At 61.7% G+C, this 13,074-nt stretch carries 10 protein-coding genes and 1 riboswitch; of the genes, 7 read left to right on the forward strand and 3 right to left on the reverse strand.

Going from position 1 to position 13,074, the window contains the following annotated elements:
• Positions 1-31: 31 nt before the first annotated feature.
• Positions 32-2,866 (reverse strand): excinuclease ABC subunit UvrA, encoded by a 2,835-nt coding sequence (gene uvrA, locus ACIPZC_RS22870; protein ID WP_241806274.1) that lies wholly within the window; start codon positions 2,864-2,866, stop codon positions 32-34.
• A 129-nt stretch (positions 2,867-2,995) separates the two neighbouring features.
• Between uvrA and ACIPZC_RS22875 the strand changes: the two genes are divergently transcribed.
• Together ACIPZC_RS22875 and ACIPZC_RS22880 are read left to right on the forward strand one after the other, a co-directional pair.
• Positions 2,996-4,390: an MFS transporter gene (locus tag ACIPZC_RS22875; RefSeq protein WP_241806273.1), complete on the forward strand. Its 1,395-nt coding sequence runs from the start codon at positions 2,996-2,998 to the stop codon at positions 4,388-4,390.
• A gap of 9 nt (positions 4,391-4,399) precedes the next feature.
• Positions 4,400-4,951, forward strand: a complete 552-nt coding sequence (locus tag ACIPZC_RS22880; protein WP_012316509.1) for a single-stranded DNA-binding protein — start codon at positions 4,400-4,402, stop codon at positions 4,949-4,951.
• Between the two features lie 143 nt (positions 4,952-5,094).
• On the opposite strand, the gene ACIPZC_RS22885 is transcribed toward ACIPZC_RS22880, so the two are convergent.
• Positions 5,095-6,528: a TolC family outer membrane protein gene (locus tag ACIPZC_RS22885; protein ID WP_400629713.1), complete on the reverse strand. Its 1,434-nt coding sequence runs from the start codon at positions 6,526-6,528 to the stop codon at positions 5,095-5,097.
• Positions 6,529-6,689: 161 nt separating this feature from the next.
• Positions 6,690-6,796, forward strand: a riboswitch (TPP riboswitch).
• A gap of 156 nt (positions 6,797-6,952) precedes the next feature.
• Between ACIPZC_RS22885 and thiC the strand changes: the two genes are divergently transcribed.
• A complete protein-coding gene (gene thiC / locus ACIPZC_RS22890) occupies positions 6,953-8,839 on the forward strand; it encodes a phosphomethylpyrimidine synthase ThiC (protein ID WP_400629715.1) in 1,887 nt (628 codons plus the stop codon).
• 86 nt (positions 8,840-8,925) lie between these two features.
• A complete protein-coding gene (gene cytX / locus ACIPZC_RS22895; RefSeq protein WP_241806270.1) occupies positions 8,926-10,209 on the forward strand; it encodes a putative hydroxymethylpyrimidine transporter CytX in 1,284 nt (427 codons plus the stop codon).
• On the opposite strand, the gene ACIPZC_RS22900 is transcribed toward cytX, so the two are convergent.
• The gene (locus tag ACIPZC_RS22900; RefSeq protein ID WP_241806269.1) at positions 10,178-10,924 is read right to left on the reverse strand and encodes an RsiV family protein; all 747 of its coding nucleotides are present in this window, start codon (positions 10,922-10,924) and stop codon (positions 10,178-10,180) included. The two genes, cytX and ACIPZC_RS22900, sit on opposite strands and share 32 nt — an antisense overlap.
• Positions 10,925-11,109: 185 nt before the next feature.
• Here ACIPZC_RS22900 and ACIPZC_RS22905 point away from each other — a divergent pair, with 185 nt between their 5' ends.
• The 3 genes from ACIPZC_RS22905 to cpdA all read left to right on the forward strand — a co-directional run bounded on the left by ACIPZC_RS22905 (position 11,110) and on the right by cpdA (position 13,059).
• Positions 11,110-11,727: an NUDIX domain-containing protein gene (locus ACIPZC_RS22905; RefSeq protein ID WP_241806268.1), complete on the forward strand. Its 618-nt coding sequence runs from the start codon at positions 11,110-11,112 to the stop codon at positions 11,725-11,727.
• A complete protein-coding gene (locus tag ACIPZC_RS22910; protein WP_042111790.1) occupies positions 11,718-12,170 on the forward strand; it encodes a DUF1249 domain-containing protein in 453 nt (150 codons plus the stop codon). The genes ACIPZC_RS22905 and ACIPZC_RS22910 overlap by 10 nt, the downstream gene beginning before the upstream one ends.
• An 85-nt stretch (positions 12,171-12,255) precedes the next feature.
• Entirely contained in the window at positions 12,256-13,059 is an 804-nt protein-coding gene (cpdA, locus tag ACIPZC_RS22915; RefSeq protein WP_267819139.1) for a 3',5'-cyclic-AMP phosphodiesterase, read from the forward strand.
• Positions 13,060-13,074 lie beyond the last annotated feature (15 nt).

The following is a 13,074-nucleotide window of genomic DNA, read 5'->3' on the forward strand; positions in this document are numbered from 1 at the left end:
CGTGCCTGGGGCTTTTTCATGGGCTACCAGATCAGGCCCGGTCACGCTCCAGAAGCGGTTTCAGGTAGTGCCCTGTGTACGACTGCTTCATCTTGGCCAGTTCCTCCGGGGTACCGCTGGCAATAATTTGCCCACCCTTCGAGCCACCCTCTGGGCCCAGGTCGACCAACCAGTCCGCGGTCTTGATCACATCGAGGTTGTGCTCGATGACCACCACCGTGTTGCCGTGGTCGCGCAGGCGGTGCAAGACGTCCAGCAACTGCTGAATATCGGCGAAGTGCAGGCCCGTGGTCGGCTCGTCAAGGATGTACAGGGTCTTGCCAGTATCGCGTTTGGACAGCTCGCGTGAGAGCTTGACCCTTTGCGCTTCACCCCCCGACAGCGTGGTCGCCGACTGGCCCAGCTTGATGTAAGACAGGCCTACATCCATCAAGGTTTGCAGCTTGCGCGCCAGCGCCGGCACTGCATCGAAGAATTCGCGCGCATCCTCGATGGTCATTTCCAGGACCTCGTGGATGTTCTTGCCTTTGTATTTGATCTCCAGGGTTTCGCGGTTGTAGCGCTTGCTCTTGCACACGTCGCACGGCACGTAGATGTCCGGCAGGAAGTGCATTTCCACCTTGATCAGCCCATCGCCCTGGCACGCCTCGCAACGGCCGCCCTTGACGTTGAACGAGAAACGCCCCGGGCCGTAGCCGCGTGAGCGCGATTCCGGCACGCCGGAAAACAGCTCACGAATCGGGGTGAAGATGCCGGTATAGGTCGCCGGGTTCGAACGCGGTGTGCGGCCGATCGGGCTCTGGTCGATATCGACGACCTTGTCCAGGTGCTGCAGGCCATCCATGTTGCTATGCGGTGCGGCTTCCAGGCTGCTCGCACCGTTGAGGGCGGTAGCGGCCAGGGGATACAGCGTGTTGTTGATCAACGTCGACTTGCCCGAGCCGGATACGCCAGTCACGCAGGTCAGCAGGCCGATCGGGATTTCCAGGTCAACGTTCTGCAGGTTGTTGCCTCGCGCGCCTTTGAGCTTGAGGGACAGCTTTTTGTCGCGGGGCGTGCGTTTGGCAGGGACGGCGATTTTCTTGCGGCCGGACAGGTACTTCCCGGTCAGCGAGTCGGGATGGGCCATGACTTCTTGCGGCGTACCCTCGGCAACGATCTGGCCACCGTGTACGCCGGCACCTGGGCCGATGTCCACCACGTAGTCAGCCAGGCGAATGGCGTCTTCGTCGTGCTCGACCACGATCACGGTGTTACCCAGGTCGCGCAGGTGGTTGAGGGTGGCGAGCAGGCGGTCGTTGTCGCGTTGATGAAGACCGATGGACGGTTCATCAAGGATATACATCACCCCGACCAGCCCCGCACCAATCTGGCTGGCCAGGCGGATCCGCTGTGCTTCGCCGCCGGACAAGGTGTCGGCACTGCGATCCAGGGTAAGGTAATCCAGGCCAACGTTGACCAGAAACTGCAGGCGTTCGCAGATTTCTTTGAGGATCTTTGCCGCAATTTCACCGCGACGCCCGGTCAGGGTCAGCTCACCGAAGTAGCTGCTGGCTTCACCGATAGGCAGGTTGGTCACCGCCGGCAGGGTTTTTTCGCCAACCCAGACATGCCGTGCTTCCCGGCGAAGGCGAGTGCCGCGGCAGTCGGGGCAGGGCTGGGTGCCGAGGAACTTGGCCAGCTCCTCACGCACCGTGGCCGACTCGGTTTCGCGGTAGCGCCGCTCCAGGTTGGGCACGATCCCTTCGAACGGGTGCGAACGCTTGACGATGTCGCCACGGTCGTTCAGGTACTTGAAGTCAACGCTCTGCTTGCCACTGCCTTGCAGGATTACCTTCTGGTGCTCGGCCGACAGCTCGCCGAACGGTTCCTCGAGGCTGAACCCATAATGCGCTGCCAGCGAACCCAGCATCTGGAAGTAGTAGACGTTACGCCGATCCCAGCCGCGGATAGCGCCCTCGGCCAATGTCAACTCGCTGTTGACCAGGCGCTTGATATCGAAAAATTGCTTTACCCCCAGGCCATCGCAGGTCGGACAGGCGCCGGCCGGGTTGTTGAACGAAAACAGCTTGGGCTCCAGTTCGCTGATCGCATGGCCGCAGACCGGGCAGGCGAAACGAGCGGAGAAGATCGTCTCTTCGCCTTCTTCATCGTCCATCGGGGCAACCAGGGCGATGCCGTCGGCCAGCTTGAGGGCGGTCTCGAATGACTCGGCAAGGCGTTGTTGCAGATCGGCGCGGACCTTGAAACGGTCCACCACCACATCGATGCTGTGTTTCTTCTGCTTGTCCAGCTTGGGCAGTTCGTCGAGTTCGTAGAGCTTGCCGTTGACGCGTGCCCGAACGAAGCCTTGGGCACGCAGTTCGTCGAACACGGCCAGGTGCTCACCCTTGCGCTCGCGCACTACCGGAGCCAGCAGCATCAGCTTGCTGCCTTCCGGGCGCTCCAGCACCAGGTCGACCATCTGGCTGACGGTCTGCGCCTCCAGCGGAATGTCGTGGTCCGGGCAGCGCGGAGTACCCACGCGGGCATAAAGCAGGCGCAGGTAGTCGTAGATTTCGGTGATGGTGCCTACCGTCGAGCGCGGGTTGTGCGAAGTCGACTTCTGCTCGATGGAGATGGCAGGCGACAGGCCTTCGATCGTGTCGACGTCAGGTTTTTCCATCATCGACAGGAATTGCCGGGCGTAGGCTGACAGCGATTCCACATAGCGGCGCTGACCCTCGGCATACAAGGTATCGAATGCCAGGGAAGACTTCCCGGACCCGGACAAGCCGGTGATCACGATCAGCTTGTCCCGCGGCAGGGTCAGGTCGATGTTCTTCAGGTTGTGGGTACGTGCCCCACGAATAAGGATCTTGTCCACTGCGGCCTCGCTTGGCGGGCATAAACAAGGAAGTATACGGGGCGCTGCCAGTACGCGGCAAAGCGTCACGTAGATGCCGTCAAGCTGTCGGACTGATAGAATCGCCGCCGGTTCACACGAGGTTAATCCATGCACGACACCCACAACGAGCGCATGAGTGGCAGCGAAACGCGCGCCGCTGGCGGCCTGGCCCTGGTCTTTGCCTTTCGTATGCTGGGCATGTTCATGGTCTTGCCGGTGCTGGCCACCTACGGCATGGACCTGGCCGGTGCCACGCCCGCGCTGATCGGCCTGGCCATCGGTGCCTATGGCCTGACCCAGGCGTTTTTTCAAATCCCTTTCGGGATGATTTCCGATCGCATCGGCCGCCGTCCGGTGATCTATCTGGGCCTGGTGATCTTCGCTTTGGGCAGTGTACTGGCGGCTCAGGCCGACTCCATCTGGGGTGTGATTGCCGGGCGAATTCTGCAGGGCGCCGGGGCGATTTCCGCCGCAGTCATGGCGCTGCTGTCCGACCTGACCCGTGAGCAGCACCGTACCAAGGCCATGGCCATGATCGGCATGAGCATCGGCCTGTCGTTCGCTGTGGCGATGGTCGTTGGCCCACTTCTCACCAGCGCCTTCGGCCTGTCAGGATTGTTCCTCGCCACGGCAGGACTTGCCCTGGTAGGCATTTTGCTGATCGCCTTCATCGTGCCCAACACCCACAGCACCTTGCAGCACCGCGAATCGGGTGTGGCGCGCCAGGCACTCGGTCCAACCCTGCGCCATCCGGACCTTCTGCGCCTGGACGCCGGCATCTTCATCCTCCACGCGATCCTCATGGCGAGCTTCGTTGCGCTGCCTCTGGCCTTCGTCGAGCGCGGTGGCTTGCCCAAGGAAGAGCACTGGTGGGTGTACCTGACTGCGCTGTTCATCTCATTTTTTGCAATGGTCCCTTTCATCATCTACGGCGAAAAAAAGCGCAAGATGAAACGCGTATTGGCCGGAGCGGTCAGTGTGTTGCTGCTGGTGGAGGTGTTCTTCTGGCAGTGGGCTGACAACTTGCGCGGACTGGTGATTGGCACCGTGGTATTCTTTACTGCATTCAACCTGCTGGAGGCATCGCTGCCGTCGCTGGTTAGCAAGGTGTCGCCTGCTGGCGGCAAGGGGACGGCGATGGGGGTGTATTCCACCAGCCAGTTCCTTGGTGCTGCGCTGGGTGGGATCCTTGGCGGCTGGCTGTTCCAGCACGGTGGGCTGAACACGGTGTTCCTCGGTTGCGCGGTGCTGTGTGCCGTATGGCTGGTGGTTGCGTTACGCATGAACGAGCCGCCGTATGTGACCAGCCTGCGCATGCCGCTGACGCCTGAGGCAGTCCGGGAAGCCGGCCTGACCGAGCGCCTGATGGCCGTGCCGGGTGTGACCGACGCCGTTGTGGTGGCAGAAGAAGCTGCCATCTATATCAAACTGGATACGAAAATTTTGGACCGTGCGACCCTCGAGCGTCTGGTGAACCCAGCCTCTTCGGCGTGCGAAGCCTAGGAGAACGTTATGGCCCGTGGGGTTAACAAAGTCATTCTGGTCGGCACCTGTGGCCAGGATCCCGAAGTCCGCTACCTGCCCAACGGTAACGCCGTGACCAACCTGAGCCTGGCTACCAGCGAGCAGTGGACCGACAAGCAGTCGGGCCAGAAGGTCGAGCGTACCGAGTGGCACCGTGTGTCGATGTTCGGCAAGGTTGCCGAAATCGCTGGCGAATACCTGCGCAAGGGTTCGCAGGTGTACATCGAGGGCAAGCTGCAGACCCGCGAGTGGGAAAAAGACGGCATCAAGCGTTACACCACCGAAATCATCGTCGACATGCAGGGCACCATGCAGTTGCTCGGCGGCCGTCCGCAGAACCAGCAAGGTGGCGGTGACCAGTACAACCAAGGTGGTGGTAACAACTACAACCAGGGTGGCCAGCAGCAACAGTACAACCAGGCGCCACCACGTCAGCAGGCCCCACGCCCGCAACAGGCCCAGCAGCGCCCTGCGCCGCAACAGCCTGCGCCGCAGCCGGCTGCTGACTTTGACAGCTTTGATGACGATATTCCGTTCTGAGCAACCTCAGGTCGGTAAGACGTCCAGCTCTATCGAAAAACCCAGGGCATTTGCCCTGGGTTTTTTTGCGTCTTGCGGATTGTCGGGGATCGGGAAATGCCTCCTCGAACGCTTTGTTTCGACGATTGCCGTGACCGCTTGCCTCAAGGCCTGCGTTCGAAGTTCTTCGCCGCTGCCGCCGCCAGGTCCGGTGGCAGGAAGTCCTTGTCCGGATTGTAGTCCGCCTTCAGGTACCGCTTGAGGTCGATCAGGTCCTGTGGGCTCAAAGTGCCAGCCGCTTGCTTCAGGCTGAGGTTGTCGAGAATGTAGTCGTACCGGCTGTTGTTGTAGTCGCGAACCGAGGTGTACAGCTGGCGCTGGGCATCGAGCACGTCGACGATATTGCGGGTGCCGACCTGGTAACCGATCTCGGTGGCTTCCAGCGCGCTCTGGTTGGAAATGATCGACTGCTTGCGCGCTTGCACCTGCTCCACATCGGTATTCACGGCACGGTGCAGGTTGCGTGTGTTCTCCACCACCTGGCGGCGCAGGCTCTCGCGTTGTTGTTCGCTCTGGCTCAGGCGCTGGTATGCCTCGCGTACTTGCGAGCTGGTCAGGCCACCGCTGTAGATCGGGATGTTCAGCTGCAGGCCGATGCTGGTCTGCTCCACGTCACCGCTGTAGCGCACGCCCAGTTGCGAAGGGTTGGAGAAGCCCAGGCTGTCATTGTCGCCTTTCTGGTATTTGGCTACCGCATCAAGGGTCGGGGCGTGGCCGGCCTTGCGCTGGCGTAGGGTTTCTTCGGCGGCATCGACTGCGTAGTTGGTTGCCAGCAGGTTGAGGTTCTGCCGCCCCGCAGTCTCGACCCAGGCCTTGGCGTCGTTGGGGGTGGGCACCTGTATCGGCAAGGTGTGAACAACGCCCTGGATCGAGGTGTATTCGCGGTTGGTGAGGGTCACCAAAGCCTCGAAAGCATCCTGCACCTGGCGTTCGGCAATGATCCGGTTGGCCCGGGCGGTGTCATAGCTGGCCTGGGACTGCAGCACGTCGGTCTTGTCGGACAGGCCGACATCGAAACGTTCGTTGGACTGGTCGAGCTGGCGCTTGAAGGCCGATTCTTCGGCTTTCGTGGCTGCCAGGTTGTCCTGGGCACGCAGCACGGCAAAGTAGCTTTGCGCGGTCTGCAGGATCAGGTTTTGCTCAGTGGCAGACAACTCCAGCGCTGCCTGCTCGTTGACGGCCTCGGCGGCCTGCAACTGGAACCAGCGATCGGCGCGGAAGACAGGTTGCGCCAGTGTGGCGCTCCAGGAATTGCCGCTGCGGTTCGAGGTGATCGAGGGTTCGTCGAGTTTGGTGCGGGTGTTCATCATTTCGGCACCTGCCGACAGGTTGGGCAGCAAGCCGGCGCGGGCCTGGGGCACCACTTCGCGGCGCGCGCCATAATCGGCGCGAGCGGCGGCAAGATCGGCGTTGTTGTCGACCGCTTCCTGGTAGACACTGACCAAATCAGTCTTCACCGTCATGGGCACATCCGCTGCCCAGGCCACTCCGTTGGACGCACAAGACACGGCAATCGCCAGTGAGAGTTTGCGCAGCATAGAGGCAATCCTTGTACGAAATTTAATTACTGAACTGTTGAGTATCGAGCGATGGGGCAGTGTAGTGCCATGCGCAATTGGCAACAATCGTTGGCGGTGCCTTTCATCATCCCCCCGTTTTACACGCTTGGCTTTGCCGGCCACTCCAGTCTAGACTGCGCACGTTCTTGTCGGGGTGCCTTGAAGCAAAGGCTGAGATCGCATAGGTGCGGATCCCGTTGAACCTGATCAGGTTAGCGCCTGCGTAGGGAACAAGATTGCTCGCCTTCCCGGAGAGCCTCTTGTGCCAGGTCCGGGAATGTCGCAGCTGCAAGCAGCTCAAGGCACTCCATGTATCCGGCACTGCATACCCGCCAAGGGGTGCGTCCGCGTCTTTCAGGTTCTCCCCGACATTCCACCGCTAGGAAGCTGTCTGGAGCCTGTGATGAGCAAACAAGAAAAAACGATCAACCTCAGCGAATCGGCGCAAGTCGATCAGCAGTCCGTGCAACCCTTCCCGCGTTCGCGCAAGGTCTATGTCGAGGGCTCGCGCCCGGACATCCGCGTGCCGATGCGCGAAATCAGTCTGCACGACACCCCCACCGACTTCGGCGGCGAAGCCAACGCGCCGGTACTGGTCTACGACACTTCCGGCCCCTATACCGATCCCGACGTCATCATTGATGTACGCAAAGGCCTGGCCGATGTGCGGTCGACCTGGATCGACGCCCGTGGCGATACCGAGCGCCTGGGTGGGCTGAGCTCGAATTTCGGCCAGCAACGCCTGAACGACGCCGAACTGGCCAAGCTGCGCTTCAACCATGTGCGCAACCCGCGCCGCGCCAAGGCTGGCGCCAACGTCTCGCAGATGCACTACGCGCGCCAGGGCATCATCACCGCAGAGATGGAGTACGTCGCCATCCGCGAGAACATGAAGCTGCAGGAGGCACGCGCTGCTGGGCTGCTCACGCAGCAGCACGCCGGCCACAGCTTCGGCGCCAACATCCCCAAAGAGATCACTGCCGAGTTCGTGCGCGAGGAGATCGCCCGCGGCCGCGCGATCATCCCGGCCAATATCAACCACACGGAACTGGAGCCGATGATCATCGGCCGCAACTTCCTGGTGAAGATCAACGGCAACATCGGCAACAGCGCCTTAGGCTCCTCGATCGAAGAAGAAGTGGCCAAGCTGACCTGGGGTATTCGCTGGGGCTCGGACACGGTCATGGACCTGTCGACCGGCAAGCACATCCACGAAACCCGCGAGTGGATCATCCGCAACTCGCCGGTACCCATCGGTACCGTACCGATCTACCAGGCCCTGGAAAAGGTCGGCGGAGTTGCCGAAGACCTGACCTGGGAGCTGTTCCGCGACACGCTGATCGAGCAGGCAGAGCAGGGCGTTGACTACTTCACCATCCATGCTGGCGTGCTGCTGCGCTACGTGCCACTGACCGCCAAGCGGGTCACCGGTATCGTCAGCCGCGGCGGGTCGATCATGGCCAAGTGGTGCCTGGCGCATCACCAGGAGAACTTCCTGTACACGCATTTCGATGAGATCTGCGAAATCATGAAGGCTTACGACGTGAGCTTCTCGCTCGGTGACGGACTACGCCCAGGCTCGATTGCCGATGCCAACGACGCGGCGCAGTTCGGTGAGCTGGAAACCCTTGGCGAGCTGACCAAGATCGCCTGGAAGCACGACGTGCAGTGCATGATCGAAGGCCCTGGCCATGTGCCGATGCAGTTGATCAAGGAAAACATGGACAAGCAGCTGGAGTGCTGCGACGAGGCGCCGTTCTACACCCTCGGCCCTCTGACCACTGACATTGCGCCAGGTTACGACCACATCACCTCGGGCATCGGCGCGGCCATGATCGGCTGGTTCGGCTGCGCCATGCTGTGCTACGTCACGCCCAAGGAGCACCTGGGCCTGCCGAACAAGGACGACGTCAAGACCGGCATCATCACTTACAAGATCGCCGCGCATGCTGCCGACCTTGCCAAGGGGCACCCAGGCGCACAGATCCGTGACAATGCCCTGTCCAAGGCGCGTTTCGAGTTCCGCTGGGAGGACCAGTTCAACCTGGGCCTGGACCCTGACACCGCGCGTGCCTTCCACGACGAAACCCTGCCGAAGGAGTCGGCCAAGGTCGCGCACTTCTGCTCGATGTGCGGGCCGAAGTTCTGCTCGATGAAAATCACCCAGGAGGTCCGGGAGTACGCCGCCAACCTGCGCATCGATGCCGTGGATGTGTCGGTTGAGGAGGGTATGCGCGAGCAGGCCGAACGGTTCCGCCAGGAAGGCAGCCAGTTGTACCACAAGGTGTAAGCCGCTGTGATCGTTTGCAGGAGCGGCCCGGCAACGCCGCTCCTGCAACGACTGCGTCGATTGGATTTCTTTGTCGAGTGACAACAATGACAACTACCAGCCATTTTTCCCCCGACCACCCCGTCCCCGCCAGCCAACGCCCGTTCGGTGGCCGGGACCTGTTCTCGCTCTGGTTTTCCCTCGGCATCGGCCTGATGGTGCTGCAGGTGGGCGCGATGCTCGCCCCCGGCCTGGGCCTGGCCGGCGCGGTGCTGGCCATCATCTTGGGTACGGGCGTGGGCGTGCTGCTGCTTGGGGCGGCAGGCGTGATTGGCAGCGACACGGGCCTGTGCGCCATGGCCACCCTGCGCCTGAGCCTGGGCAGCCACGGCGCGCGCTTGCCGGCGTTGCTCAACCTGCTGCAACTGATCGGTTGGGGGGCGTTCGAGATCATTGTCATGCGTGACGCCGCCAGCCTGCTTGGCGCGCGTACCTTCGGTGAAGGCAGCCTGTGGAACAGCCCAATGTTCTGGACCCTGTGCTTCGGTGGCCTGGCCACGCTGCTCGCGGTCAGCGGGCCGCTGGCATTCGTGCGCAAGGTGCTGCGTAAATGGGGGATCTGGCTGTTGTTGGGCGCTTGCCTGTGGCTGACCTGGAACCTCTTCGCCAAGGCTGACCTGAGCGAACTGTGGCAGCGCAGCGGAGATGGGTCGATGTCGCTGGCCACGGGCTTCGACATCGTCATCGCCATGCCGCTTTCCTGGTTGCCGTTGATTGCCGACTACTCGCGTTTCGCCCGCAGCGCCAGGCGCGTATTCGGCGGGACCGTGCTCGGTTACTTCATCGGCAATACCTGGCTGATGAGCCTGGGCGTGGCCTACACCCTTGCCTTTGCGCCGAGCGGTGAGGTCAACGCGCTGTTGCTGGCCCTGGCCGGTGCCGGGCTGGGTATTCCATTGCTGCTGATTTTGCTGGACGAGTCGGAGAAGGCCTTTGCCGATATCCACTCGGCGGCGGTATCGACTGGCCTGCTGGTACGCCTGAAGGTCGAGCACCTGGCGTTGGCCATCGGTGTGCTATGTACGCTGATTGCTCTGCTGGCGCCGCTGGCCCAGTACGAGAACTTCCTGCTGCTGATTGGCTCGGTGTTCGCGCCGCTGTTCGGTGTGGTGCTGATGGACCACTTCGTGATCCGCCGCCGCCGCCTTCCAGCACAAATCGATGGTTTGCACTGGCAGGCGCTGCTGGCTTGGGCGGTGGGCGTGGTGGCCTATCACAGCATCGCTGCGCAAGCGCCAGAGGTCGGCGCTACCCTGCCGGCATTGCTGCTGGCGGGTGGGCTGCATGCGCTACTGAGCCTCAGCCGCGGCCGGGGAACAGTTCGGGCTTGAGCACGCCATTCAGGCGAGGGTAGGGAAGCTTCAGTTCCACGTGGCCCATGGAGTAGGGCGCGATGGTATAGACCTCGTATTTGACAACCACTGCGCCGTACGTCAGAGCGATGTGCGGCGACTTCTTGAACGGCCAGGTTTTGACGAACTCGGCATCCTTGTCCATCCCCACGCTGATCAGCCAGGCGCGGTGCGATTCTTCTACCGTTTTCCAGAAGGTGTCTTCCTGGCCCGGGACCAGCATGTCCTGCAGGGTCAGTACCTTGTCCAGCTTGCGCGAATAGTTGATGAAGCCCCGGCCTGGCATGCCATGAGCGCCGCCGCTATCGAGGTAGCTGGACAGCTCGATGATCACCAGCCCGTCATGCTGTTCACGTACCTTGGCCTGCAGGTAGCTGCTGTTGCGTTTGTCGGCAGTTGCCAGGTATTGCTGCTCATACGCCTGCAAAGTGCTTGGTGCGGTGCCATGCTGGTTGTCTTCGGTCAGTTGCAGCAGGCGCTTTTCGACGATTGCGTCGAGCTTGGGCAGGTCCGGGAAGTGAATGGTGTCAATATTCACCAGTGGGCAGTCACTCTCGCTGCAACCTGGCTTTACGTGCTCCCAGGCGTCGCGCTTCACCTCCAGCGGGGCACGGTAATTCGGCGCGAACAGGCTCTGGCAGGCACCGAGGGCCAAGGCCAGCACCGCCACGGCAGTCAGTTTGACAAGTGTCATGATGATCCTTGCAATACAGGGAAAAGTCGGCCTTTGACCGCCTGCGCGGCCTTCAGTTCGCCACTAAGCTAACAGAGAGAACAGCCCCTGTCCCGACTGCGCGAATGGTTAACGGAAAGGGGTGAAACAGGCAGGCGTGCAGAGTAGGATGGCGCGAAGCGGTATTTGAGGTAATGAGGATTTCCATGTCAGACGCGTTGAATTCAGTGCCCAAGGGCTTCGACATCATCGAACGGGCCAATTGCTTCCAGGGCTTCTACAGGCTCGACAAGCTTCGCCTGCGCCATGAGCTGTTCGCCGGGGGCATGGGCCGTGAGATCAGCCGCGAACTGTTCGTGCGCCATGATGCCGTTTGCGTGCTGCCTTACGATCCGCTGCGTGATGAAGTGGTATTGATCGAGCAGTTTCGCGTCGGTGCGCTGGATAAAGTCGACAATCCGTGGCTGATCGAGATGGTCGCCGGCCTGATCGACAAGGACGAACAGCCTGAAGAAGTCGCTCATCGTGAAGCCGAAGAGGAAGCCGGCCTGACCTTCAGCGCCCTATGGCCGATGACGCGGTATTTCCCGTCGCCGGGCGGCAGTGATGAATACGTGCACCTGTTCCTTGGCCGCTGCAGCAGCGAAGGCGCCGGGGGGCTGCACGGCCTGGAAGAAGAGGGCGAGGATATCCGTGTGCGGGTCTGGTCGTTCGAAGATGCCTTGCAGGCTGTGCGCGATGGGCGTATCTGCAATGCGGCGACGATCATTGGCCTGCAATGGCTGGCGCTCAACAGAGATGAAGTACGAGGTATGTGGAAGTGAACCTGCTGCGTGAGCGTTATCGGGTCGATCTGGCCGGGCTGCAGGCAGCCTGTGAGGCCAACTACGCCCGGCTCATGCGCTTGCTGCCCGACATGCGTACCACTCAGAGTTCGCGCCGCATCGGCATGACCCAGGGCGACCAGATGCTCGGCGTGCTGGTCCTCGATGTAGTGCTGGCCTGCCCGTATACCACTACCCTGCGGGTGCGCCAGGAGCACAGCCTGCCTTGGCTGCCGGTGCCCCACCTTGAGGTGCAGGTGTACCACGATGCGCGTATGGCCGAAGTGGTCAGCGCCGAACACACCAGGCGCCTGCGCAGCATCTACCCGTATCCCAACCAGTCCATGCACCAGCCGGATGAAAAGGCCCAGCTCAATCTGTTTCTCGGCGAATGGCTGAGCCACTGCCTGGCGTGTGGTCACGAGCTGGCAAGTGTGCGCTGAAATGTGACTCAGGTCGGTTTCGACTGTTTTCTCGTAACCGATCCCCCGCCATAATTCGTGCTGAATTCCCCCGAGGAGACGGCCGGTGCCGCACCCAGACCCCTCTCAGGCACCCGTATGCGTGGTGCAATTGACTGACGCTCACCTGTTCGCTGACCCTGCGGGCACGCTGCTGGGGCTGCGCACGCGCGACAGCCTGCGTCATGTGATCGCTCAAGTGCGTCGTGAACAGCCGCGTATCGATCTGCTGTTGTGCACGGGTGACCTTTCGCAGGATGGCAGTGTTGCCTCGTATCAGGCGTTTCGTGATCTTACGGGCGAGATCGGCGTGCCGGCGCGCTGGTTGCCGGGTAATCATGATGAAGCCAGGGTCATGGCCGAGGTGGCGCCGGAGCTGGTGCAGGCAGTGACCGATATCGGCGCCTGGCGTGTCATCATGCTCAATTCTGCGGTGCAGGGCGCGACCCATGGGCTGCTTGAGCCGGCACAGCTGGCGCTGCTCGATGATGCGCTGGTGTCGGCCGGTGGGCGCCATTGCCTGGTCTGCTGCCATCATCAACCGGTGGATATCGGCTGCGCCTGGATCGCACCGATCGGGTTACGCAATGCGGATCAATTGCTGCGCCGGCTTGAGGGTTATCCACAGGTGAGGGCGCTGCTTTGGGGGCATATCCATCAGGAGTGGGATGAGCTGCGTGGCGGGCTGCGCCTGCTGGCCACGCCATCGACCTGCATACAGTTCGCCGCGGGTAGCGAAGACTTCAAGGTGAGTGAGGAGCAGCCAGGTTACCGCTGGTTGCGCCTGCATGCCGACGGGCAGCTGGAGACCGGGGTGCAGCGGGCCACGGACTTCGAGGTGAAGCTCGATTTCGATAGCCCGGGCTATTGAAACCAGCATCGCAAA

The sequence above is a fragment of the Pseudomonas sp. NPDC089743 genome (assembly GCF_044748785.1).
Classification (GTDB): Bacteria; Pseudomonadota; Gammaproteobacteria; order Pseudomonadales; family Pseudomonadaceae; genus Aquipseudomonas; species Aquipseudomonas putida_X.